Annotated in this window: 14 protein-coding genes, 21 tRNA genes, 3 rRNA genes, 1 riboswitch and 1 other annotated feature; of the genes, 34 read left to right on the top strand and 4 right to left on the bottom strand. The window is 44.3% G+C overall.

Going from position 1 to position 24,648, the window contains the following annotated elements; translation table 11 throughout:
• Window positions 1–92: 92 nt before the first annotated feature.
• Complete coding sequence (locus tag I6H64_RS05990) at window positions 93–2,300, bottom strand: ATP-dependent Clp protease ATP-binding subunit (RefSeq protein ID WP_002829782.1); 2,208 nt, start codon at window positions 2,298–2,300, stop codon at window positions 93–95.
• 214 nt (window positions 2,301–2,514) lie between these two features.
• Here I6H64_RS05990 and I6H64_RS05985 point away from each other — a divergent pair, with 214 nt between their 5' ends.
• The 31 genes from I6H64_RS05985 to I6H64_RS05835 all read left to right on the top strand — a co-directional run bounded on the left by I6H64_RS05985 (window position 2,515) and on the right by I6H64_RS05835 (window position 16,384).
• Entirely contained in the window at window positions 2,515–2,703 is a 189-nt protein-coding gene (locus I6H64_RS05985; RefSeq protein ID WP_008842200.1) for a hypothetical protein, read from the top strand.
• Window positions 2,704–2,845: 142 nt separating this feature from the next.
• The gene (locus I6H64_RS05980; protein ID WP_002829779.1) at window positions 2,846–3,112 is read left to right on the top strand and encodes a phosphocarrier protein HPr; all 267 of its coding nucleotides are present in this window, start codon (window positions 2,846–2,848) and stop codon (window positions 3,110–3,112) included.
• Window positions 3,112–4,836 (top strand): phosphoenolpyruvate--protein phosphotransferase, encoded by a 1,725-nt coding sequence (gene ptsP / locus I6H64_RS05975; RefSeq protein ID WP_008842201.1) that lies wholly within the window; start codon window positions 3,112–3,114, stop codon window positions 4,834–4,836. Before I6H64_RS05980 ends, ptsP begins: the two co-directional genes overlap by 1 nt.
• Window positions 4,837–4,908: 72 nt before the next feature.
• A complete protein-coding gene (locus I6H64_RS05970) occupies window positions 4,909–5,682 on the top strand; it encodes an alpha/beta fold hydrolase (RefSeq protein ID WP_008842202.1) in 774 nt (257 codons plus the stop codon).
• Window positions 5,683–5,767: 85 nt separating this feature from the next.
• Complete coding sequence (locus I6H64_RS05965; RefSeq protein ID WP_002829774.1) at window positions 5,768–6,955, top strand: glycosyltransferase family 4 protein; 1,188 nt, start codon at window positions 5,768–5,770, stop codon at window positions 6,953–6,955.
• Between the two features lie 30 nt (window positions 6,956–6,985).
• Complete coding sequence (locus I6H64_RS05960; RefSeq protein ID WP_008842203.1) at window positions 6,986–8,002, top strand: glycosyltransferase family 4 protein; 1,017 nt, start codon at window positions 6,986–6,988, stop codon at window positions 8,000–8,002.
• 12 nt (window positions 8,003–8,014) lie between these two features.
• Window positions 8,015–9,052, top strand: coding sequence for a lysylphosphatidylglycerol synthase transmembrane domain-containing protein (locus tag I6H64_RS05955; protein ID WP_463357544.1), 1,038 nt, complete (start codon window positions 8,015–8,017; stop codon window positions 9,050–9,052).
• 440 nt (window positions 9,053–9,492) lie between these two features.
• A 16S ribosomal RNA gene (locus I6H64_RS05950) occupies window positions 9,493–11,068 on the top strand.
• A gap of 80 nt (window positions 11,069–11,148) precedes the next feature.
• Window positions 11,149–11,222: transfer RNA gene (locus I6H64_RS05945), tRNA-Ile, on the top strand.
• Between the two features lie 5 nt (window positions 11,223–11,227).
• Window positions 11,228–11,300: transfer RNA gene (locus tag I6H64_RS05940), tRNA-Ala, on the top strand.
• A gap of 178 nt (window positions 11,301–11,478) precedes the next feature.
• Window positions 11,479–14,399 (top strand): 23S ribosomal RNA (locus I6H64_RS05935).
• Between the two features lie 95 nt (window positions 14,400–14,494).
• Window positions 14,495–14,611: ribosomal RNA gene (rrf, locus tag I6H64_RS05930) — 5S ribosomal RNA — on the top strand.
• Together the 16S, 23S and 5S rRNA genes with 21 tRNA genes alongside form the textbook arrangement of a ribosomal RNA operon.
• A 7-nt stretch (window positions 14,612–14,618) precedes the next feature.
• Window positions 14,619–14,691: transfer RNA gene (locus I6H64_RS05925), tRNA-Val, on the top strand.
• Window positions 14,692–14,698: 7 nt separating this feature from the next.
• Window positions 14,699–14,771, top strand: a tRNA-Lys gene (locus I6H64_RS05920).
• A 56-nt stretch (window positions 14,772–14,827) separates the two neighbouring features.
• Window positions 14,828–14,900: transfer RNA gene (locus I6H64_RS05915), tRNA-Thr, on the top strand.
• Between the two features lie 10 nt (window positions 14,901–14,910).
• Window positions 14,911–14,982: transfer RNA gene (locus I6H64_RS05910), tRNA-Gly, on the top strand.
• 31 nt (window positions 14,983–15,013) lie between these two features.
• Window positions 15,014–15,099, top strand: a tRNA-Leu gene (locus I6H64_RS05905).
• A gap of 8 nt (window positions 15,100–15,107) precedes the next feature.
• Window positions 15,108–15,181: transfer RNA gene (locus tag I6H64_RS05900), tRNA-Arg, on the top strand.
• Window positions 15,182–15,191: 10 nt separating this feature from the next.
• A tRNA-Pro gene (locus tag I6H64_RS05895) sits at window positions 15,192–15,265 on the top strand.
• Window positions 15,266–15,300: 35 nt separating this feature from the next.
• Window positions 15,301–15,374 (top strand) — tRNA-Met (locus I6H64_RS05890).
• Window positions 15,375–15,394: 20 nt separating this feature from the next.
• Window positions 15,395–15,468: transfer RNA gene (locus I6H64_RS05885), tRNA-Ile, on the top strand.
• A gap of 47 nt (window positions 15,469–15,515) precedes the next feature.
• Window positions 15,516–15,605: transfer RNA gene (locus tag I6H64_RS05880), tRNA-Ser, on the top strand.
• Window positions 15,606–15,615: 10 nt separating this feature from the next.
• Window positions 15,616–15,689, top strand: a tRNA-Met gene (locus tag I6H64_RS05875).
• 4 nt (window positions 15,690–15,693) lie between these two features.
• Window positions 15,694–15,767, top strand: a tRNA-Asp gene (locus I6H64_RS05870).
• A 4-nt stretch (window positions 15,768–15,771) separates the two neighbouring features.
• A tRNA-Phe gene (locus I6H64_RS05865) sits at window positions 15,772–15,844 on the top strand.
• 22 nt (window positions 15,845–15,866) lie between these two features.
• Window positions 15,867–15,937: transfer RNA gene (locus tag I6H64_RS05860), tRNA-Gly, on the top strand.
• Between the two features lie 8 nt (window positions 15,938–15,945).
• Window positions 15,946–16,019, top strand: a tRNA-Ile gene (locus I6H64_RS05855).
• A 3-nt stretch (window positions 16,020–16,022) separates the two neighbouring features.
• Window positions 16,023–16,110 (top strand) — tRNA-Ser (locus I6H64_RS05850).
• Window positions 16,111–16,130: 20 nt separating this feature from the next.
• A tRNA-Glu gene (locus I6H64_RS05845) sits at window positions 16,131–16,202 on the top strand.
• Window positions 16,203–16,230: 28 nt separating this feature from the next.
• Window positions 16,231–16,304, top strand: a tRNA-Met gene (locus I6H64_RS05840).
• Between the two features lie 6 nt (window positions 16,305–16,310).
• A tRNA-Asp gene (locus tag I6H64_RS05835) sits at window positions 16,311–16,384 on the top strand.
• Between the two features lie 261 nt (window positions 16,385–16,645).
• Here the strand turns inward: I6H64_RS05835 and I6H64_RS05830 are convergent.
• The gene (locus tag I6H64_RS05830; RefSeq protein WP_005919149.1) at window positions 16,646–17,377 is read right to left on the bottom strand and encodes a hypothetical protein; all 732 of its coding nucleotides are present in this window, start codon (window positions 17,375–17,377) and stop codon (window positions 16,646–16,648) included.
• 94 nt (window positions 17,378–17,471) lie between these two features.
• Window positions 17,472–17,551, top strand: a riboswitch (SMK box riboswitch).
• On the opposite strand from I6H64_RS05830, the gene metK reads away from it, so the two are divergent.
• Window positions 17,549–18,739: a methionine adenosyltransferase gene (gene metK / locus I6H64_RS05825; protein WP_002830669.1), complete on the top strand. Its 1,191-nt coding sequence runs from the start codon at window positions 17,549–17,551 to the stop codon at window positions 18,737–18,739. (Overlaps the previous riboswitch by 3 nt.)
• A gap of 175 nt (window positions 18,740–18,914) precedes the next feature.
• Window positions 18,915–20,384 (top strand): MDR family MFS transporter, encoded by a 1,470-nt coding sequence (locus tag I6H64_RS05820; RefSeq protein ID WP_002830670.1) that lies wholly within the window; start codon window positions 18,915–18,917, stop codon window positions 20,382–20,384.
• Window positions 20,385–20,463: 79 nt separating this feature from the next.
• On the opposite strand, the gene mnmM is transcribed toward I6H64_RS05820, so the two are convergent.
• The gene (gene mnmM, locus I6H64_RS05815) at window positions 20,464–21,027 is read right to left on the bottom strand and encodes a tRNA 5-(aminomethyl)-2-thiouridylate-methyltransferase MnmM (RefSeq protein WP_008842208.1); all 564 of its coding nucleotides are present in this window, start codon (window positions 21,025–21,027) and stop codon (window positions 20,464–20,466) included.
• A complete protein-coding gene (locus I6H64_RS05810) occupies window positions 21,020–21,655 on the bottom strand; it encodes a phosphatase PAP2 family protein (protein ID WP_008842209.1) in 636 nt (211 codons plus the stop codon). Before I6H64_RS05810 ends, mnmM begins: the two co-directional genes overlap by 8 nt.
• Window positions 21,656–21,736: 81 nt before the next feature.
• Window positions 21,737–21,938: a binding site (T-box leader), on the top strand.
• 122 nt (window positions 21,939–22,060) lie between these two features.
• Between I6H64_RS05810 and leuS the strand changes: the two genes are divergently transcribed.
• Window positions 22,061–24,478 (top strand): leucine--tRNA ligase, encoded by a 2,418-nt coding sequence (gene leuS / locus I6H64_RS05805; protein ID WP_036685777.1) that lies wholly within the window; start codon window positions 22,061–22,063, stop codon window positions 24,476–24,478.
• Window positions 24,479–24,648 lie beyond the last annotated feature (170 nt).

Genomic DNA, 24,648 nt, shown 5'->3' with positions numbered 1-24,648 from the left:
GACTCAAAAGCCCACCAAACAGAACAAAAAAACGGGGCCAGAATTTCAGCAATGAAATCCTGGTCCCATTTTTAAAAGAAACTAATCAGAAATTATTTTTTGTCGTCAGGGGCAACTTCAATCTTGTCGTCCTTGATGCGAGCAATTAATTGTTTTTCACTTGGGTGATCGAGGTAGAAGTCCGCGATCCGATCTTCAATTTGCTCTTGGATGACCCGCCGCAATGGCCGAGCACCCATCTTAGGATCGTATCCAAGTTCGACAAGGCGTTCTTCCACTGGTTTGGTAACGTTCACGTGCAAGCCTTGGGTTGCTAGCATCTTGTTAACGTCGGCAATCATCAAGTCCACGATTTGCATTAGGTTATCCTTAGTCAACGCGTGGAATTCAACGATGTCGTCAAACCGGTTAAGGAATTCAGGCTTGAAGTAGTTGCCAAGTTTGTCGAGTACGGAATGGGTCTTACCTTGCATTGCCGCACCGAAACCAACGTCGGCTTCAACGTCGCCTGATCCAGCATTAGAAGTCATGATGATGATCGTATCCTTGAAGCTGACCGTCCGACCTTGTGAATCAGTCAAACGACCGTCGTCAAGAATTTGTAAGAACATGTGCATCACGTCTGGATGAGCTTTTTCTACTTCATCAAGCAAAATCAAGCTGTAAGGGTGCCGCCGAACTTGTTCGGTTAATTGGCCAGCTTCTTCGTAGCCCACGTACCCTGGAGGCGAACCGATCAATTTAGATATTGAATGTGGCTCCATATATTCACTCATGTCAAAACGAATCATGGCATCTTTGGAACCAAAGAGTTGATCAGCTAATTGTTTAGCCAATTCAGTCTTACCAACTCCGGTAGGACCAACGAAGAGGAACGAACCGATTGGCCGTCCGGTTCCGTTAAGTCCGATCCGGTTTCGCCGAATTGCTCGAGAAATCTTATCAACTGCTTCGTCTTGACCAATAACATGCGCTTTTAAGTTGCTAGCAAGGTTTTGCAACTGTTCTTGCTCTTGTTTTTGCAAGTCGCCGACCGGAATGTCCGTCTTTGATTCGATGATCTTTTCCATATCCTCTGCGGTAATGGTTGGTTCATCTTCCTTATTAGTTGCGCCATCCTTGTTCTTTTCTAACTTAGAAACTTGGTCACGGTAGTAGGCTGCTTTTTCGTAGTCTTCCGATTCCAGAGCCTTCTTCTTTTCAGCTTCGGCTTCGTCAATTTTCTTTTGAATGGTTTCCGGATCCGCTACGTTGATGGTTAAGTTCTTCTTTGAGCCGGCTTCATCAAGAAGGTCGATTGCCTTATCTGGCAAGTACCGGTCTTGAATATACCGTTTAGACAACTTAACCGCCGCCACGATCGCGTCGTCAGTGTAGTGAACGTGGTGGTAATCTTCGTACTTCTTTTGGATACCTTTCAAAATCTTGATTGCTTCTTCTTCACTAGGTTCGTCGACTTGAACGGGTTGCAACCGGCGAGCAAGCGCCGCATCCTTTTCAATGTCCCGGAACTCTTTCAAAGTGGTGGCTCCGACCAGTTGGAAGTCACCCCGTGCAAGGGCAGGCTTCAAAACGTTTCCGGCGTCCATGCCGCCTTCCGCATTTCCGGCACCTACAATTTCGTGAATTTCATCAATGAAGACGATTAAGTCCGGATTATTTTGAACTTCCTTCATTAATTCCTGCATCCGTTGTTCGAATTGACCACGAATTCCGGTGCCTTGAACTAATGAAACGACGTCCAAACGAATAATTTGCTTATTCAATAATTTTTGTGGTACTGAGCCTTCCACAATCCGTTGTGCCAGACCTTCAACTACCGCAGTTTTACCAACTCCGGCTTCACCAATTAAAACCGGGTTGTTCTTGGTCCGTCGATTCAAAATTTCAATAACGCGTTCAATTTCTTTATCACGACCGATCACGGGGTCGATCTTTCCTTGTTTTGCTAAATCTGTTAAGTTTAAACCGTATTGGCCTAGAAGAGAGCTTCCGTTACCGCCGTTAGGGTTGTTTCCACCGCCGCGGCCTGCTTGAGTAGGGGGAACTTGTTGTCCGTACATATCTTCCGGACGACTTACGTTGCCACCTTGCATTGCACGGAAAATGTCGTCTAAGTTACCAAATCCAAATGGATCTTGTGCCATACGCGCACCTCCATTTCCATTATTGTTATTAAGTTGTTGGTTCTTCAAAAGTTGATAGCAATTTTGACAAAGGTTAACCTCTGTCCTTCGACCATTCACGTTAGTATATAGATGAATGGTTGCTTCGTTCTTATGACAATTTTGACAAAGCATGTGCTGTCTCCCTTCTATAATGAAGTTATGAAAGAAACTAATCAGCCATTACGTCAAAAAAGTTTGACCAATATTGACCATAACTAAATTATACACGCTCTTTTAAATTGTGCAAGGAGTTTGATTCAAAATTGGAAAAAGTTATTGTGGAGGCGCCAGTATTGTAAAAATTAGTATAAAGGTATAGAATAAATAAGCTAAATGAGGTGTTAAAATGCGTGATTATTTGAAGCTTTTAAATGATTTAAAAGATGGGGTACTCGATGAGTTAACGATCACTGCTGAAGAGTTTCAAGACTTCCAACCGGTTTTTATGGATTTTCCGGAACGCAAGCAGCTGATCGGTGAAGCCCAGCGTGGCGGAACAATTACTTACCGCTACGAGAATAACAAAAAACAATAAGGTAGTTGATTTTTGTTTTATGTAAGGGCTTGCTTTAAGGCTCGTAAATTGATATTATCTTGTCAAAGGCTTGTAAATGGATGACGCGACAAGCAACTTCATTTATAGCAAAATTTAGTGTTACTAAGGAGAGAAATATATTATGGAAAAACGCGACTTTCATGTAATTGCAGAAACAGGTATTCATGCTCGTCCAGCAACATTGTTGGTACAAGCAGCAAGCAAGTTCAACTCGGACATTCAATTAACATACAAGGACAAGTCTGTTAACTTGAAGTCAATCATGGGTGTAATGTCACTTGGTGTTGGCCAAGGCGCAGACGTTACAATCTCTGCTGACGGTGACGACGAAGCTGACGCAATCGCTGCACTTGAAGACACAATGAAGAAAGAAGGCCTTTCCGAATAATGACTGGGACATTAAAGGGTATAGCAGCTAGTGATGGAATTGCCATCGCTAAAGCTTACTTAATGGTGGATCCCGATCTTTCTTTCGAAAAGAAGACTATTACGGATGTCGATGCTGAAATTAATCGTCTCCATGATGCTTTAGAACAGTCTAAAAAGGAACTAACCCTTATTAAAGCTAAAGCTGCTGAAAATCTTGGAGCTGAAGAAGCAGAAGTTTTTGAAGCTCATCTAACGATTCTTTCAGATCCAGAGTTGATTGGTAACATTGAAGATAAGATCAAAAATGATACCATCAACGCTGAAGAAGCTACAAAAGAAGTGACTGACAATTTCATCGCGATGTTTGAAGCAATGACCGACAATGCTTACATGCAAGAACGGGCTGCAGATATTCGTGACGTTACTAAACGGTTGATGAGTCACTTACTTGGTGTTGAATTGCCAAATCCAGCTTTGATCGACTCCGAAGTCATCATTGTTGCTCACGATTTAACACCTAGTGACACGGCCCAATTGGATCGTCGTTACGTTAAAGGTTTCATCACTGATATTGGTGGACGGACTTCACATTCGGCCATTATGTCGCGGACCTTGGAAATTCCTGCGGTAGTGGGTTCTGAAAAGGCTACTACTAGCGTTAAGCAAGGCGATATGATGATTGTCGATGGTTTAACTGGGGATGCGCTAATCAATCCTTCCGATGATGAAATCAAAGAATACGAACAAAAGAGTGCAGATTTCAAAGCTCAAAAAGCTGAATGGGAAAAGTTAAAGAATGAACGGACCGTTTCTAAAGACGGCGTTCACTTTGACTTAGCTGCTAACGTTGGTACTCCAGATGACTTACAAGGTGTTCTGGATAACGGCGGTGAAGCAGTTGGTTTATTCCGTTCTGAATTCTTGTACATGAATGCTTCTGAATTACCTTCTGAAGATCAACAATTTGAAGCTTACAAAAAAGTTGTTGAAGGAATGAATGGTAAGCAAGTTGTAGTTCGGACTATGGATATTGGTGGAGATAAGGACCTTCCTTACTTACCATTACCTGAAGAAATGAATCCGTTCTTAGGCTACCGGGCAATCCGGATTAGTTTAGACCGCACGGATTTGTTCCGGACCCAATTACGGGCTCTTCTTCGTGCTTCAGCATACGGTAAGCTAGCAATTATGTTCCCAATGATTGCTACGGTAGCTGAATTCAAGAAGGCTCGGGCAATTTACGACGACGAGCGTCAAAAAATGATCGATGCAGGTACTAAGGTTGGTGAAATCCAAGTCGGAATGATGATGGAAATCCCAGCAGCTGCAATGATCGCTGATAAGCTCGCTAAGTATGTTGATTTCTTCAGTATCGGTACAAATGATTTGATTCAATACTCATTTGCTGCAGACCGTGGTAACGAAAAGGTTTCATATCTTTATCAACCATACAACCCATCACTGCTTCGTTTGATTAAGCAAACGATCGATGCTTCCCATGCGGAAGGCAAGTGGACCGGGATGTGTGGTGAAATGGCTGGCGATCAAATCGCTGTACCAATTCTAATGGGTCTTGGTTTGGATGAATTCTCAATGAGTGCTACTTCAATTTTGAAGACTCGTTCATTGATGAAGAAGCTAAGCACGGACGATATGAAGAAGTTAGCTGAAAAGGCTATCACAGAAGCGGAAACTAACGAAGATGTAATTAAGTTAGTTGAAGAAACTGTTAATAACAAGTAAGCTGAATAAGTTAACTGGGAACCGTTGACCATTGGGTCGCGGTTCCTTTTTGTTTTATATAAGGAGCGACGTATGGAATTTATACTAAAAACTGGAGAAACCATCTATTACGAAGACCAAGGAGAAGGGATCCCCATCCTGTTTTTAACGGGCTTTGGTGGAAACACGGAAATTTGGTCGGGACAAGTTAATTTCTTCTTACAACATGGTTACCGGGTGATTCGGTTGGACTACCTTAACCATGGTCGTTCGGACCGGGTTGACTATGATTTGAAGATTGGCGATTTGGCTGACGAAGTACTTCAATTAGTGGATGCCTTAGAGATTAAAGAACCAATTGGAATTGGCAATTCGATGGGGGCCGCTGTTTTATGGAATATTTTATCGATCCGGGGCTGGGATTTTGTTAGCAAGGCTATCTTCGTTGATCAATCGCCTAGAATGATGAACGATGATCAATGGCATTACGGTTTTAAAAATTTAAGCGAAGCTAACTTTGAACAACTGATGAGCGAGCCTATTTTACGGCCAGCTTACCGCCGAATTGAGGGGTACGTTTATAAGAATTCTAAGGCCATTGATTCTAAATATCCTTTTTCACAGCCTAAAAACCGTTCTTTAGTGAAAGGACACGCGAGAAAGGATTGGCGTCCGGTTTTGCGAGCAGCCACAAAACCAGTATTGTTTATCTTAGGGGAAAAGAGTCCGTTCTTTAATCCCCAGATGGGGGATGCACTTAAACAGCTCAATTCCCGTATTCAAGTGGAGGTAATGCCAAACGTTGGCCACATTCCGATGGCAGAAGAGCCCGCCCAATTCAACCAACTAGTTTTACGTTTTTTATAAGGTAGAGGCAGCTGTTTGCATATCGCATTTTAAACCAATATAATTAGAGAAAGTAGTTTAATTAGGACAAAGAGGGAGATTCGCTGTGAATATTGGACTGTTTACTGACACCTATTTTCCACAAGTTAGTGGGGTAGCAACGTCAATTAAAACGCTGCGTGATCAGTTAGAAAAACAGGGACATCAAGTTTATATTTTCACGACGACGGATCCGAAAGTTGATACAAACGTCTATGAACGGAACGTATTTCGTTTTACTAGCATTCCGTTTGTGTCATTTACCGACCGTCGAATTGCAATCAGTGGGTTTATTCGTGCTACTCAGATTGCTAAGGAACTTAACCTTGATATTGTCCACACCCAGACGGAGTTTTCCTTAGGTTGGATGGGAAAGTTTGTTGCTAAAGCTTTGAAAATCCCGGTAATCCATACGTACCACACGATGTATGAGGATTATTTACACTATGTGGCCAACGGGAAATTACTCAAGCCGTACCACGTTAAGCAGATGACGCGGGCGTTTTGTTATCACATTGACGGAATTGTTGCTCCAAGCGAACGGGTGCAGCGAACAATTCAACGTTACGGGATTCAAGTTCCCACGCGCATCATTCCAACGGGGGTTAATTTGGAGCAGTACCAAAAAGATAGCAATCCCCAACAATGTCGTGAAGCATTAGGGTATGATGCAAAGACACCAGTTTTGCTATCCTTAAGTCGCTTGGCGTACGAAAAGAATATCCAAGAAGTGATTGATTGCTTCCCCGCAATCTTAAAGGAAGTTCCGGATGCCCAGTTGTTGATAGTGGGGGATGGTCCTGCGCGGACTAGCCTGGAAAACCAGGTCCATGATTTAGGCTTGGAAAAGCACGTTAAATTTACGGGCGAAATTAATAATGATCAAGTTTACCGTTATTATCAAGCGGCCGACCTATTTGTTTCGGCTTCTGATTCGGAATCGCAGGGGTTAACATATATTGAAGCGATGGCTTCGCATTTAAAAGTGGTGGCCAAATCGGGGCCGTATACGGATGAGTTGCTAGATGATCCTTCGTTAGGGAAGGTTTTTGATACCGAAGCGCAGCTCGTGCAAGCAATTAAGCGGTATATTGAACATCCGGATGAATTTAATGATCCACGTCCTCGGGAAAAGAAGCTCTATGAAATTTCCGCGGATTATTTTGGGAAGCGGATTGTAGATTACTATAATAGTGCAATCAGCGCTCATGCCGATTTAGAACATGGCTCAAAGAAAGAGTCTGAACTGGAATAATTTTGTTTAACGTTAGGGGTTAGTTAGGTTATGCCAATTAAGGTGAACATGTTTTCGTCCGCCAGTAAGGTTAAGGGACAGGGAGTTGGTAGTGCGTATGAAGAATTGATTCGTTTGCTGAAGACGCATTTTCCTAAAGAAATTGATTTATCAATTAATCGTTATACGCAAGCGGATATCAGTCATTACCATACGATTGATCCCCAATTTTTCGCGTCCACTTTTACTAAAAAGCGGGGCGTAAAGGTGGGATACGTCCATTTTCTCCCAGAAACTATCGAGGGGAGTCTTAAGATTCCACAACCCTTTCGTTGGTTATTCTATAAATACATTATCGCGTTCTATAAACGAATGGATCAGATTGTAGTAGTGAACCCAACTTTTATTGATCAGTTAGTTAAGTACGGAATTAAACGGGAAATTATTACTTACATACCTAATTTTGTTCGGAAGGACGAGTTTTACCAGTATGATGCCGAACAGCGCCGCCAAGTTAGGGAACGACTAGGTGTGCAAAACCGTTTTACCATCCTAGGAATTGGTCAAGTGCAAGAACGAAAAGGCGTAAAGGATTTTATCAAGCTTGCTCAACAACACCCAGAGATGTACTTTGTCTGGGCAGGCGGATTTTCGTTTGGTAGGTTAACGGATGGGTATGCTGATTTAAAAAAGGTGGTTGATAATCCTCCAGCAAACTTAAAATTTACTGGAATTGTGGATCGGAATAAGTTAGTGGAATACTATAATGCCGCGGACTTATTTTTATTGCCTTCTTATAATGAACTGTTTCCGATGTCGGTTCTCGAGGCCTTCAGTTGCGGAACCCCGGTGATGTTACGTGATTTAGACTTGTATCATTCAATTATTAAGGGATATTACATTGCGGCGGACAATTACGCTGAAATGGATCAAAAATTGAGTGCGTTAGTCAAAAATCCGGCACAACTGAGGGATTATCAGCAGCGTGCAGACCAAGCTTCGGCAGAATATTCAGAAGATCATTTAGCAGAGATTTGGCTAAAATATTATTCATCTTTGCTTAAATAGGGGGGAATCATTATTACAAGGAAAAACAAGATTGTCCTTGTCGTGATGATTTTGGCCGGATTGGTAATTTTTGGCTATTCGTTGCGTGGGGTTAATTTGCACCAAGTCTCGCATGATATTTTGAATCTAAACGTGGGCTGGCTTTTGGTGGCCCTATTATGTATTATCTTGTATCTAGGCTTCGAAGCCGTTGCAACTAAAGTATTGGTAGAAAGTAATGGTGACCGACTGTCTTGGAAAGATGCAATTCGAATTCCATTGATTGAGCAGCTCTTTAATGGACTGACGCCGTTTTCTTCCGGGGGACAGCCAGCTCAGTTAGTGGCTTTAATGCAGAGTGGTATTGAAGGCGGCCGAGCTAGTTCAGTACTATTAATGAAGTTCGTGGTTTTTCAATCAATGGTTGTATTGAACTTTATTTTTAGCCTGTTGATTGGCTTCCAGTATTTGGAAGATAAGATTAAATTTCTTTCTTGGTTTGTGCTATTTGGTTTTTTGATTCATTTAGCAGTAATTATCGGGTTATTGATGATTATGTACTGGCATAACTTTACCAAGAAAATGTTTGACCTTATCTTTATTCCGATTAAACGATTCACTAAACCAGAGCGTTATTTAAGGTGGAAGACGTCGATTGATGCAAAGGTAGATACTTTCTACTTAGAAAGCGTACGGATGAAGTCGCAATGGCGGTTATTAGCCAAGGTAGCGTTATTAACCTTTTTGCAACTACTGTTTTATTATCTAATTCCATATTTCATCCTATTAGCGTTAGGAAAGACTCACGTGCATCTGATTATGGTGACGTGCTTGCACGTGCTGATCTTCATGGTAATTTCACTATTTCCCATTCCTGGAGGTGCAGGAGGGGCGGAGTATGGATTTAGTGTTATCTTTGCCCAATTTGTAGATAATAGTAGCAAGCTGGTTTTAGCCATGATAATTTGGCGTTTACTCACTTACTATTTTGGAATGTTTGCGGGAATGTTTGCAACGGTAATAAAACCAAATCGGATTAATCGGATAGCACCTAAAAAAACGAGCGAATAAGCTCGTTTTTTTATTTTTTTTAAAAAAAGCCTTGACCTGATTTAGTAATCTTGATACTATATTTAAGTGCTCTTCGATAAGGGTGCACCAAGGCATTGAGCGATTTAAAAAAATCTTAATTCAAAAAAAGTTGTTGACAGATTTTGATGCTTGATGTTAAGATATATGAGCTGGTGTTTTTCGCCAGTTAGTGAGATTTCAAATTAAAACAATTTAAAAAAAGTTGTTGACAATTGATTCTCATGATGATATATTTAAATAGTTGTCAAAAACGTTATAAACGTTGGTACGACAACGCTGGTAGACCTTTGAAAACTGAACAAAATTTTGACAAACGATCGTGTGAGGACTCGCAAATCAAATTGATTTAGTGAGAACAAACATGCGAAGTCAATTCGCAAAAACAAACAATTAATGAGCTTGAAAAAGACTCATCATTTTAATATGAGAGTTTGATCTTGGCTCAGGATGAACGCTGGCGGCGTGCCTAATACATGCAAGTCGAACGAACTTCCGTTAATTGATTATGACGTGCTTGCACTGAATGAGATTTTAACACGAAGTGAGTGGCGGACGGGTGAGTAACACGTGGGTAACCTGCCCAGAAGCAGGGGATAACACCTGGAAACAGATGCTAATACCGTATAACAGAGAAAACCGCCTGGTTTTCTTTTAAAAGATGGCTCTGCTATCACTTCTGGATGGACCCGCGGCGCATTAGCTAGTTGGTGAGGTAACGGCTCACCAAGGCGATGATGCGTAGCCGACCTGAGAGGGTAATCGGCCACATTGGGACTGAGACACGGCCCAGACTCCTACGGGAGGCAGCAGTAGGGAATCTTCCACAATGGACGCAAGTCTGATGGAGCAACGCCGCGTGAGTGAAGAAGGGTTTCGGCTCGTAAAGCTCTGTTGTTAAAGAAGAACGTGGGTGAGAGTAACTGTTCACCCAGTGACGGTATTTAACCAGAAAGCCACGGCTAACTACGTGCCAGCAGCCGCGGTAATACGTAGGTGGCAAGCGTTATCCGGATTTATTGGGCGTAAAGCGAGCGCAGGCGGTCTTTTAAGTCTAATGTGAAAGCCTTCGGCTCAACCGAAGAAGTGCATTGGAAACTGGGAGACTTGAGTGCAGAAGAGGACAGTGGAACTCCATGTGTAGCGGTGAAATGCGTAGATATATGGAAGAACACCAGTGGCGAAGGCGGCTGTCTGGTCTGTAACTGACGCTGAGGCTCGAAAGCATGGGTAGCGAACAGGATTAGATACCCTGGTAGTCCATGCCGTAAACGATGATTACTAAGTGTTGGAGGGTTTCCGCCCTTCAGTGCTGCAGCTAACGCATTAAGTAATCCGCCTGGGGAGTACGACCGCAAGGTTGAAACTCAAAAGAATTGACGGGGGCCCGCACAAGCGGTGGAGCATGTGGTTTAATTCGAAGCTACGCGAAGAACCTTACCAGGTCTTGACATCTTCTGCCAACCTAAGAGATTAGGCGTTCCCTTCGGGGACAGAATGACAGGTGGTGCATGGTTGTCGTCAGCTCGTGTCGTGAGATGTTGGGTTAAGTCCCGCAACGAGCGCAACCCTTATTACTAGTTGCCAGCATTCAGTTGGGCACTCTAGTGAGACTGCCGGTGACAAACCGGAGGAAGGTGGGGACGACGTCAAATCATCATGCCCCTTATGACCTGGGCTACACACGTGCTACAATGGATGGTACAACGAGTCGCGAAACCGCGAGGTTTAGCTAATCTCTTAAAACCATTCTCAGTTCGGACTGTAGGCTGCAACTCGCCTACACGAAGTCGGAATCGCTAGTAATCGCGGATCAGCATGCCGCGGTGAATACGTTCCCGGGCCTTGTACACACCGCCGTCACACCATGAGAGTTTGTAACACCCAAAGCCGGTGGGGTAACCTTTTAGGAGCTAGCCGTCTAAGGTGGGACAGATGATTAGGGTGAAGTCGTAACAAGGTAGCCGTAGGAGAACCTGCGGCTGGATCACCTCCTTTCTAAGGAATAATACGGAACCGCACACGAGTCAAAGTTTTGTTTAGTTTTGAGAGGTCTACTCTCAAAACACATGCGTATCGGGCCTATAGCTCAGCTGGTTAGAGCGCACGCCTGATAAGCGTGAGGTCGATGGTTCGAGTCCATTTAGGCCCATACATGGGGAATTAGCTCAGCTGGGAGAGCGCCTGCCTTGCACGCAGGAGGTCAGCGGTTCGATCCCGCTATTCTCCATTGAACAACGTTAGTTGTTCTACTTTTGTTCTTTGAAAACTGAATAATATCTATAATTTTCTAATTTTAATTAATCATAATTAAACCGAGAGAAAACCGCGTAATTTTAAAGAGTTAAACAAGATTAGTTCAAAATAATCGCAATACTCAATTAATCGCTTTACCGTAGGTAAAGTTAGGTTAAGTTAGGAAGGGCGCATGGTGGATGCCTTGGTACTAGGAGCCGATGAAGGACGGGACTAACACCGATATGCCTCGGGGAGCTGTAAGTAAGCTTTGATCCGGGGATTTCCGAATGGGGCAACCCAATAGTTTTAATCGACTATTATCCGCATCTGAATTCATAGGATGTGTGAAGGTAAACGTGGGGAACTGAAACATCTCAGTACCCACAGGAACAGAAAGAAAATTCGATTCCCTGAGTAGCGGCGAGCGAAACGGGAACAGCCCAAACCAAGAAGCTTGCTTCTTGGGGTTGTAGGACTGAACATTTGAGTTACCAAAGAGCTTGATAGCTGAAGGGCCTGGGAAGGCCAGCCAGAGAGGGTGACAGCCCCGTAAGTTAAATCAAACTCCCTCAGTTCAGGATCCTGAGTACGGCGGAGCACGTGAAATTCCGTCGGAATCCGGGAGGACCATCTCCCAAGGCTAAATACTACCTAGTGACCGATAGTGAACCAGTACCGTGAGGGAAAGGTGAAAAGCACCCCGGAAGGGGAGTGAAATAGTTCTTGAAACCATGTGCCTACAAGAAGTCAGAGCCCGTTAATGGGTGATGGCGTGCCTTTTGTAGAATGAACCGGCGAGTTACGTTCGTATGCCAGGTTAAGTTGAAGAGACGGAGCCGAAGCGAAAGCGAGTCTGAAGAGGGCGAATTAGTATGCGGATGTAGACCCGAAACCAAGTGACCTACCCATGTCCAGGTTGAAGGTGCGGTAAAACGCACTGGAGGACCGAACTCGTGTACGTTGAAAAGTGCTGAGATGAGGTGTGGGTAGCGGTGAAATTCCAAACGAACTTGGAGATAGCTGGTTCTCTCCGAAATAGCTTTAGGGCTAGCCTCGGAATTAGGATCGTGGAGGTAGAGCCACTGTTTGGACTAGGGGCCCGTCATGGGTTACCGAATTCAGATAAACTCCGAATGCCATCGATTTATGTCCGGGAGTCAGACGGTGAGTGATAAGATCCATCGTCGAAAGGGGAACAGCCCAGACCACCAGTTAAGGTCCCTAAATATATGTTAAGTGGAAAAGGATGTGGAGTTGCATAGACAACTAGGATGTTGGCTCAGAAGCAGCCACCATTTAAAGAGTGCGTAATAGCTCACTAGTCGAGTGATCCTGCGCCGAAAATGTACCGGGGCTTAAACATATTACCGAGACTGTGGATGCCACCATTAGGTGGCGTGATAGGAGAGCGTTCTAAGGGCGACGAAGGCAGACCGTGAGGACTGTTGGAGCGCTTAGAAGTGAGAATGCCGGTATGAGTAGCGAAAGATAGGTGAGAATCCTATCCACCGTATGACTAAGGTTTCCTGGGGAAGGCTCGTCCTCCCAGGGTTAGTCGGGACCTAAGCCGAGGCCGAGAGGCGTAGGCGATGGATAACAGGTTGAGATTCCTGTACTAGTTAAACTTGTTTGAACAATGGAGGGACGCAGGAGGCTAAGGAATGCACCCGATTGGAAGTGGGTGTCCAAGCCGTAAGTCTGAAGTCGAGTCAAATGCTTGATTTCTTAAGGACAAGCGGTGATGGGGAGTGAAATTTAAGTAACGAAGTTCCTGACGTCACGCTGCCGAGAAAAGCTTCTAGTTAGAGTTTAACTACCCGTACCGCAAACCGACACAGGTAGTCGAGGAGAGTATCCTAAGGTGAGCGAGAGAACTCTCGTTAAGGAACTCGGCAAAATGACCCGTAACTTCGGGAGAAGGGGTGCTGATCGCAAGATCAGCCGCAGTGAAAAGGCCCAGGCGACTGTTTATCAAAAACACAGGTTTCTGCAAAATCGTAAGATGACGTATAGGGGCTGACGCCTGCCCGGTGCTGGAAGGTTAAGGGGATGAGTTAGCGTAAGCGAAGCTTTGAACTGAAGCCCCAGTAAACGGCGGCCGTAACTATAACGGTCCTAAGGTAGCGAAATTCCTTGTCGGGTAAGTTCCGACCCGCACGAAAGGCGTAACGATCTGGGCACTGTCTCAACGAGAGACTCGGTGAAATTATAATACCCGTGAAGATGCGGGTTACCCGCGACAGGACGGAAAGACCCCATGGAGCTTTACTGTAACTTGATATTGAGTGTTTGTACAGCTTGTACAGGATAGGTAGGAGCCGTAGAATCCGGAACGCTAGTTTCGGAGGAGGCGCAAGTGGGATACTACCCTCGTTGTATGAACCCTCTAACCCGCGCCACTAATCGTGGCGGGAGACAGTGTCTGGTGGGCAGTTTGACTGGGGCGGTCGCCTCCTAAAAGGTAACGGAGGCGCCCAAAGGTTCCCTCAGAATGGTTGGAAATCATTCGCAGAGTGTAAAGGCAGAAGGGAGCTTGACTGCGAGACAGACAGGTCGAGCAGGGACGAAAGTCGGGCTTAGTGATCCGGTGGTTCCGTATGGAAGGGCCATCGCTCAACGGATAAAAGCTACCCTGGGGATAACAGGCTTATCTCCCCAAGAGTTCACATCGACGGGGAGGTTTGGCACCTCGATGTCGGCTCATCGCATCCTGGGGCTGTAGTCGGTCCCAAGGGTTGGGCTGTTCGCCCATTAAAGCGGTACGCGAGCTGGGTTCAGAACGTCGTGAGACAGTTCGGTCCCTATCCGTCGCGGGCGTAGGAAATTTGAGAGGAGCTGTCCTTAGTACGAGAGGACCGGGATGGACACACCGCTGGTGTACCAGTTGTTCCGCCAGGAGCATCGCTGGGTAGCTATGTGTGGATGAGATAAACGCTGAAAGCATCTAAGTGTGAAACTCGCCTCAAGATGAGATTTCCCATTGCCTTCGGGCAAGTAAGACCCCTGAGAGATGATCAGGTAGATAGGCTAGAAGTGGAAGTGTAGCGATACATGGAGCGGACTAGTACTAATCGGTCGAGGACTTAACCAAGTAGAACGTGGCAAGTAACTCGAAAGAAATGTAGATATTATTCAGTTTTGAGAGGACAAAAGTTTTCTCAAGTGATAACGTAAGTTAGCACAGAGTGTGGTGACGATAGTGAGAAGGATATACCTGTTCCCATGTCGAACACAGAAGTCAAGCTTCTTAACGCCAAGAGTAGTTGGGGGATCGCCCCCTGCGAGGGTAGGACGTTGCCATGCTAATTATGGAGGATTAGCTCAGTTGGGAGAGCATCTGCCTTACAAGCAGGAGGTCACAGGTTCGAGCCCTGTATCCTCCATTATCTTGAGCCGTTAGCTCAGTTGGTAGAGCATCTGACTTTTAATCAGAGGGTCGACAGTTCGAGCCTGTCACGGCTCATAGCACTAAAAGTGCTGTGACATATAATTGAATATATGGCATTATATAAAGGTAATGCCGACTTAGCTCAGTTGGCAGAGCATCTGTCTTGTAAACAGAGGGTCGGAGGTTCGAATCCTCTAGTCGGCATATCGATCATGCGGAAGTAGTTCAGTGGTAGAACATCACCTTGCCATGGTGGGGGTCGCGGGTTCGAATCCCGTCTTCCGCTTCGTAGTAAGTATTTACTACTTTTATAAAATGCCGGGGTGGCGGAATTGGCAGACGCACAGGACTTAAAATCCTGCGGTCAGTGATGACCGTACCGGTTCGATCCCGGTCCTCGGCATTTGTATTGCACCCATAGCGCAACTGGATAGAGTGTCTGACTACGAATCAGAAGGTTGTAGGTTCGACTCCTACTGGGTGCATTGTTTTAAACGGGAAGTAGCTCAGCTTGGTAGAGCACCTGGTTTGGGACCAGGGGGTCGCAGGTTCGAATCCTGTCTTCCCGATTAAATGTTGATAAACATTTATTAATTAAATAGATCGCGGTGTAGCTCAGCTGGCTAGAGCGTCCGGTTCATACCCGGGAGGTCGGGGGTTCGATCCCCTCCGCCGCGATAGGGTTAATATACGAACTTGGACCTTTAGCTCAGTTGGTTAGAGCAAACGGCTCATAACCGTTCGGTCGTAGGTTCGAGTCCTACAAGGTCCATCTAGCATTTTTGTTAGTAAGGGCAGTGAAACGTATATTTGTATTATGGAGGATTACCCAAGTCTGGCTGAAGGGAACGGTCTTGAAAACCGTCAGGTGGGTCAAACCACGCGAGAGTTCGAATCTCTCATCCTCCTTTTTAATTATCGCGGGATGGAGCAGTCTGGTAGCTCGTCGGGCTCATAACCCGAAGGTCGTAGGTTCAAATCCTGCTCCCGCAATTATGGTCCTATGGTCTAGTTGGTTAGGACGCCTGCCTGTCACGCAGGAGATCACGAGTTCGAGTCTCGTTAGGACCGTAATGGCTCGGTAGCTCAGTCGGTAGAGCAATGGATTGAAGCTCCATGTGTCGGCAGTTCGATTCTGTCCCGCGCCATTGAAAATTTAATATTTATTTTGCGGGTGTAGTTTAGTGGTAAAACCACAGCCTTCCAAGCTGTTGTCGCGAGTTCGATTCTCGTCACCCGCTTTAAGTATGGGCCTATAGCTCAGCTGGTTAGAGCGCACGCCTGATAAGCGTGAGGTCGATGGTTCGAGTCCATTTAGGCCCATTTGGAGAAGTACTCAAGTGGCTGAAGAGGCGCCCCTGCTAAGGGTGTAGGTCGCGCAAGCGGCGCGAGGGTTCGAATCCCTCCTTCTCCGTTAGTTCTTATTATAAGTATGACCCGTTGGTCAAGTGGTTAAGACACTGCCCTTTCACGGCAGTAACATGGGTTCGAATCCCGTACGGGTCATTTTTTGTCATATTTATATTAATATTATCGCGGGATGGAGCAGTCTGGTAGCTCGTCGGGCTCATAACCCGAAGGTCGTAGGTTCAAATCCTGCTCCCGCAATTAATTGGTCCTATGGTCTAGTTGGTTAGGACGCCTGCCTGTCACGCAGGAGATCACGAGTTCGAGTCTCGTTAGGACCGTCTTTGAAAGAGACTTAAGCAAAAGCCATTCGTTTATTAAACGGATGGCTTTTTTGTATTGTAGAAAAGTTCCAAGTGAGATATGAAAGAACTAGGATTAATAATCGAAAACACGGCGATTAATCCCAGTTGCTTTACTATATCTATCAATTGCACGTTGCAATACTTTATATAGGAAGGTGAGCCTTTCACATAAACAAGTTATCTTAAACAATAAAAAACCATTAGCAACCAGAATACTGATTACTAATGGCTAATTAATTAATGACCGGCCGTAAATAAAAAGGTGACACAGATTAAAATGATTAAAACTAGCAAAATAAAATTGCGGGGAAGCTTAACCCGGGGAAGATACCAACCCAATATGCCAATCATTGGATAAAGTACCGCGCTCCATTGTTTAAATAGTACAAAGCCGAAAATGGTGATGACCACCAGCAGCCCAATTTCAAGATAGATAAACTGTTCGGGATGTGCCACGAAAACAGAGAATAGAATCATCAAAAAAACTAAGCACAATAATAAGCAAGTTTTCAAAAACATGCTGCTAACAAATGCGTTACGAATATAGAAAAAGGCAATCGGACTTAAAACGCTAATGCTAAACGCAAAACTAATTAGTCCTACGCCGTTTTTGCCTTGAAAAGGTAAAAAAACGGAGACAAACGGTACCAAAGTTAGCAACCCTAGAAGAGAAACGTAACGCTCCTTACTGACTAATAAAATGATAAAGAACGCAACTGGAATTACGGCTAGTGGAGCAATTAGTCGCAAATTGGTTTTATTCGTTAATTGGTCAAAAGTAATGAAATTAGCCATAAAGCTTGCTAAGAAAAAGATGATTTGGACCGTTAAATTATGTTTGAAAGGCTCCGAACTAAAATGACCGCTAAAATACCAAATGGTGCTGGTTAGGATAACCGCCAAAATCGCTGGTAAATAGCTTTTCCGGTCAACGTGATAATTAATTTTAGGTATTTTTATCTTATTCATGAAAAACTCCTTATCTTCTCTGTGTTCAATCGTATCCAAAACTAGATGAAGCGTCAACCTAACTTTAAAAGAAAGAACGATTATGCTAAACTTAATAAGTTACTAGTGTTCCCGATAGGATTCGATATCCAAAAGATCCTTGTAACCGAAATTAATTTAGGGGGAATTAACATGTCAGAAAGACATTTATTTACTTCAGAATCCGTTTCTGAAGGACATCCAGATAAAATTGCGGATCAAATTAGTGATGCAATTTTAGACGAACTATTGAAAAATGATCCAGATGCTCGGGTTGCTTGTGAAACGACCGTAACCACGGGTTTGGTAGTGGTGGTTGGTGAAATCTCCACGACTGCTTACATTGATATCCAAAAGGTCGTTCGGAAAACGATTAAGGACATTGGCTACGTTGGTGGCGAATATGGCTTTGACGGCGAAAACTGTGCGGTAATCGTTGCCATTGATGAACAATCGCCAGATATTGCCCAAGGGGTGGACGATTCGCTTGAAACACGCGAAGGACACGAAGACCGGCTTAACCGGATTGGTGCCGGTGACCAAGGACTCATGTTTGGTTACGCTACTGACGAAACTAAGGAATTAATGCCGTTGCCAATCATGCTTAGCCATCATTTGATGCAACGGATTGCTAAGTTACGTAAAGAACAGGTCATTAGTTATCTTCGTCCCGATGCCAAGGCCGAAGTTACCGTTGAATACGACGACAATGATCAACCAGTGCGGGTTGACACGGTCGTGTTAAGTACCCAACACGATCCTGACGTAACTTTAGAGCAAATTCGCAAAGACGTTATTGAAAAAGTTATTAAGGAAGTTATTCCAGCTGAACTGCTCGATGAAAAGACTAACTTCTACATTAACCCTACCGGTCGCTTCGTAATTGGTGGTCCCCAAGGAGACGCCGGATTAACCGGTCGTAAAATCATCGTTGATACCTATGGTGGGGCAGCTCACCATGGCGGGGGCGCTTTCTCTGGAAAGGACGCAACCAAGGTAGACCGTTCTGCAAGTTACGCTGCTCGTTACATTGCTAAAAATATTGTGGCAGCTGGCTTAGCTAAGAAGGCGGAAGTTCAAATTGCTTACGCCATCGGGGTTGCTGAACCTGTTTCAGTAATGGTGGACACGTTTGGAACTGGTAAAGTTTCTGAAGAAGCCCTTACTAAGGCAGTACGGCAAATCTTCGACCTTCGTCCAGCCGGCATTATTGAAATGCTTGACTTAAAACGGCCAATTTATAAGCAAACGGCTGCTTACGGTCATTTTGGGCGGACCGACGTGGATCTTCCATGGGAAAAGACTGATAAGGTTGCTGAGTTAAAAGCATTTTTCCAAAAATAAATCAATAATTTAAACGGGAAAAAACCCGGTGCATCACGGACTTTAAAATGGCGTTTCTTTAAAGTAATCGTTTAAAAGGGTGCACAAAAATTTGTGGAGAGGCTGGGAATTTTTCCCAGCCTTGTTTTATATTATTACTATAAATAAAAATGAACATTTTAAACGTGAGGTTATGATGAAGAAAAAGCAAACAAACGTTGCGTTGGTCACGGTTGCGATTTTTGTTGCCACCTTTATGTCGGCAATTGAAGGAACGATCGTTTCAACCGCGATGCCAACCATTGTGGGGGACTTGCACGGAGTTAATTTGATGAATTGGGTAATTTCAATCTTCTTATTGACGAACGCAATTTTTACCCCCATCTACGGAAAATTATCTGATATTTTTGGACGCAAACGCGTTTTTATAATCGGGATTATCATTTTTTTAATCGGTTCAATGTTAAGTGGGTTAGCCCACTCGATGACTACGCTAATTATTTGGCGAGCTTTACAGGGAATTGGGGCCGGTTCAATTATGCCAGTTTCCAACACGATTATCGCGGATATTTATTCTTTGGAAAAGCGCGCGAAGGTAATGGGACTTAACGGTTCTGCTTGGGGAATTGCCTCAATCATTGCTCCGCTATTAGGGGGCTTTATCGTTGATAACCTTAGTTGGCACTGGATTTTCTTTATTAACGTGCCAATTGGGATTATTACAATTATCCTAATCCAGCTTTACCTGAAAGAAGAAGTTAGCGTTCACCGCAAAAAGATCGACTATTGGGGCAGCGTATGGCTAATGTTGTCGCTATTGGGCTTAATGTACGGCTTCCAGTTGTTAGGAGAAAGCACCGCTTCTAAATTAATTTTGGGATTGTCATTTATCATCTTCGTGGTGGCTGGCGCGCTCTTTATTCGGCAGGAACGACGTGCGGAAGATCCGATTATTTTCCTTGACTTGTTCAACGACCGGACGTTTGTTATTCAAAACGTTGCGACCATGCTAGTATCGGGATTGTTGATCGGATTTGAAGTCTATTTACCAACTTGGACGCAGGGGATTTTGGGATTACCCGCTTCGTTAGCTGGATTTGCGGTAACGCCTAGCTCCGTGTTATGGATCTTTGGTTCCTTTTTAGCTGGCAAGATGCTAGTTAAACTAAAGGCTAACCAAATTTTGCGAATCAGCTTAACTATCTTAGCAATCGGAAGCTTCTTATTAGCAGTAATTCCTGCTTCGACACCGTTCGTCGCCTTCTTCTTTATCGCAGCCATTTTAGGAGTTGGGTTTGGGATTACGATTACATCGACTTTGGTAATCTCCCAGCAACTAGTTTCGAAGGATCGAATCGGGGTGGCGACCTCGTTTAATACCTTGGCAAAAACGTTGGGTCAGACCATCATGATGTCCGTATTTGGCATCATTATGAACGGCACGATCAACATGGGCATTGCCCACCATCCTCGGATTAACATGACGATGATGAATCAGGTAATTAATCCACAAACTGCTAAACAGCTACCGGCTGATTTATTACCGACGTTGCGCGACATTTTATACAGCGCGTTACACAATATCTACATTTGCGGTTTCATTTTGATTATTGTTGCAATCGTAATTAATGCGTTTAGTCGGCCGCGTACTCAAAAAAATAAATAACAAAAATGGGAAAGTCCTCCACTTCTAGCAACGATATTAAAGTTGCAGAAGGGATGCTTTCCCATTTTTATATAAAGAATTATTTTCGACGTTCAATTGCCAATAGGATTGGCGGTTGATGGACTTGGTTAATGAATTCGTAGCGTAAACAGGTAAATTGGTGTTGATCTAAATTTGCAGTAAACTCAAGCAATTTAGCTAATTCAGCGGCACCTCCGGGATGGCCGTAATAACAAACTAGAACGACCCGACCACCAACTTTTAATAGTTGCAGGCATTGTTGTACTGCCGCAATGGTAGACGCCGAATGGGTGATGATTTGCTTGTTACCACCAGGCAGGTAGCCGAGGTTAAAAACGGCACCGGAAATCGGGGTATCCACGTATTGTGCTAATTGGTCGTGACTATCTTGGATTAGTTGCACGTGTTGGTGATCAGGCAACTGCTTTTCTAACCGTGCTTCCGTCGCGGATAGGGCCGCTGCTTGGATGTCAAAACTGAACACTCGTCCTTGTGATTGTACTAAATTGGCCAAGAAAAGGGTGTCATGACCGTTGCCCATGGTTGCGTCAACAACGTGGTCACCAGGTTGTACGACCTCTGCCAACAACCGATGGCTGTACTGCATTGCGTTATCAAGCATGTTGGGATTCCTTCTTTCGATAAAATATCCAGTGGGTGGTTTGCAAGATTACCAAATCCAGTAGTAGTCCAGCCGTAACGTCGCTGGGATAGTGGACGTTTAGGTAGACGCGTGATAATCCCAGAAGGAGCATCAGGATTATGCAGGTTAAGATCCAGCTAATCCGCCATTTAGGGGAGCGGACCGTTTGGGTAGTGATGAAAATTAAACTGCCAAATAGCAGCATTGCCGCCACTGAATGCCCGCTGGGAAAACTGTACCCCCCAATCGTGATTAAACGAAAATGTGGGCGGGGACGCCGAATCCAAAGCTTAATCAGGTGGTTGATCGCGTTGCCGAGCACCACGTTTGCAAGGAAGAAGGCGGCTAAGCGGTCATATCCCCGCCATAGCAGCATTCCTAAGATCACGATGCTGATAAAAATGAAGGGCTTTGCGTTCCCCAATTGGGTATAAATTTTGACCAGCGGGGTTAGCCCCGGACTTTGCCAGCCGTGAATGATTTTTTGTAGATAACGGTCGTATGTATGTACCCAATTCCAACGGTTACTGACCGAGATAACTAAGGTCAGCAGGCCTAGCAGGGGTAACCAGTTTAAAATTAACCAACCAAACTTTTTAAATCGCATTTCATTCTCCTTTAACAATTAAGATTAATTTTACCATATCTAGTTGTAATCGTTGGTGGTTACTGTTATGATAATGCTATCTAAATATTACTGGTTAAAGAAGTAGTAGCTAAAAGTTTACTGTCAGAGAACGGATGGTTGGTGCGAATCCGGAGTAACTTTAGTGAACTCGTCTTTGTAAATCTGTCCTTGAACTTTAAGTAGGGGATGGCGTGTTCCGCGTTATGGATTTGAGTGTGCGTTAGCAAAACTAGGTGGTACCGCGGAAATTTTCGTCCTAAAGATTCTTTTTGAGAGTCTTTAGGCTTTTTTATTTTAAAAAATTCGCCAATTCATCTAGCAATGGCTACCAAACACGGTTAAATTAATCCGGAAGCAACCAGTAAATAATTAATGGAGGAAAATATGGCTTACAATCATAAAGAAATTGAACCTAAGTGGCAACGCTATTGGCAAAAACACGAGACTTTTAAAACGGTTGAAAGTGAACAAAAGCCGAAGTACTATGCTTTAGATATGTTCCCATACCCATCTGGGCAAGGACTGCACGTGGGCCATCCTGAAGGCTATACTGCTACAGATATTATGTCCCGGATGAAGCGGATGCAAGGATACAAGGTATTACATCCAATGGGGTGGGATGCCTTTGGATTACCTGCCGAACAATACGCAATGAAGACGGGGAACAACCCGAAGGACTTTACTGCGCACAATATTAAGAACTTTAAACGTCAAATCCAGTCCCTAGGTTTTTCATACGATTGGTCACGGGAAGTTAACACGACCGATCCCGAATATTACAAGTGGACCCAATGGATTTTTGAACAACTCTACAAAAAAGGGTTGGCTTACGAAAAAGAAACGTTGGTTAACTGGGCGCCCGACTTAATGGGTGGTACGGTTGTGGCTAACGAAGAAGTGGTGAACGGAAAGACTGAACGCGGTGGTTTCCCAGTTTACCGGAAGCCAATGAAACAATGGATTTTAAAAATCACTGCTTACGCAGACCGGTTGATCGATGACTTAGATTTAGTAGATTGGCCTGACAGCATTAAGGAAATGCAAAAGAATTGGATTGGTCGTTCGATTGGGGCCAGCGTTTTCTTTGATGTGGAAGATAGTGACCAAAAGATCGAAATCTTTACCACCCGTGCCGACACTTTGTATGGGGCAACGTACTTAGTTATTTCGCCAGAACATCCGCTAGTTGACCAATTGACCACCCTTGAAAGCAAGGCAGCGGTTGAAGAATACAAGCAAGCGGTCGCGACTAAGTCAGACTTGGAACGGACCGATTTGAATAAGGACAAGACCGGAGTCTTCACTGGTAGTTACGCAGTTAACCCCGTTAACGGCAAGAAAATCCCAATTTGGATTGCGGATTACGTATTGGCTTCGTACGGTACCGGAGCGGTGATGGCGGTTCCGGCTCACGACCCTCGCGATTACGAATTTGCTAAAAAGTTCAAGATTGACATTGTGCCGGTTATTGAAGGCGGCAACCTTGATGAAGAAGCTTATACTGGCGATGGCCCACACATTAATTCTGGTTTCTTAGATGGTTTAAACAAGCAAGAAGCTATTGATAAAATGTTGGATTGGTTAGAAGAACACGGAGCTGGTCATAAAAAGGTTAACTACCGGTTGCGCGACTGGGTCTTCTCTCGCCAACGTTACTGGGGCGAACCAATTCCGGTAATTCATTGGGAAGACGGCGAAACTACGCTAGTTCCTGAAGATGAACTTCCGTTACGGTTACCTGCTACGGACAATATCAAACCTTCTGGTACGGGTGAAAGTCCACTCGCTAACTTAGAGGATTGGTTGAACGTGGTTGACGAAAATGGACGGAAAGGCCGGCGGGAAACCAACACCATGCCACAATGGGCAGGGAGTTCCTGGTACTTCTTACGCTACGTGGATCCTAAGAACCAAAACAAGATTGCCGACGAAGATCTGCTCAAGGAATGGTTACCGGTAGACTTGTACGTTGGTGGTGCAGAACACGCGGTGCTTCACTTGCTATACGCGCGGTTCTGGCACAAGGTTCTTTATGATCTTGGAGTAGTGCCAACTAAGGAACCGTTCCAAAAACTAGTTAACCAAGGGATGATCTTGGGAAGCAACCACGAAAAAATGTCTAAGTCCAAAGGCAACGTAGTTAACCCGGACGACATCGTAGAACGGTTTGGTGCAGATACTCTCCGGCTCTACGAAATGTTCATGGGTCCGTTGACCGAATCCGTGGCTTGGAGTGAAGAAGGCTTGAATGGTAGTCGGAAGTGGATCGAGCGGGTTTGGCGGCTAATGATTGACGATAATAATCATTTGCGAGACCGGATCACGATGATTAACGACCACAAGTTAGACTTGATTTACAACCAAACGGTTAAGAAGGTTACGGAAGACTACGAAAACATGCGCTTTAACACTGCCATTTCGCAAATGATGGTCTTCGTTAACGAAGCATACAAGGCGGACGCATTACCAATGGTATACATGGAAGACCTTGTGAAGTTACTCTCGCCAATCATTCCACACGTTGCCGAAGAAATTTGGCAAATCATGGGTCATGACGAAACCATCACTTACGAAACTTGGCCAACTTATGATGAAAGTAAGTTAGTACAAGACACCGTGCAAGTGATTCTACAAGTTAACGGAAAAGTACGGAGTAAGGTAGAGGTTGAAAAGGACCTTGACCAAGCTGAATTAGAAAAAATTGCTTTAGCGGATGAACGCATCCAACAATGGACTGCGGAAAAAGACATCAAAAAGGTGATCGTCATCCCGAATAAGATCGTTAACATCGTTGCAAAATAAAGTTTAGTGTGAAACGAAGCTATATTCGCGACGTAGTTAAAAACTAAATTAGGGGTTAGAATTCAGGGTGGATTCTAACCCCTTTTTAGTTGAAAAGTCTTTTTAAAAAAGTCTGGCGATTAAAGAAAAACTAGTTTTCAAATCTATGATCGATTTGTATTCCTATTCAA

It is taken from the genome of Pediococcus acidilactici, assembly GCF_016127815.1.
Classification (GTDB): Bacteria; Bacillota; Bacilli; order Lactobacillales; family Lactobacillaceae; genus Pediococcus; species Pediococcus acidilactici.
Note: the sequence above shows the minus strand (reverse complement) of the source record. Positions and strands in the feature narration are given on the sequence as shown.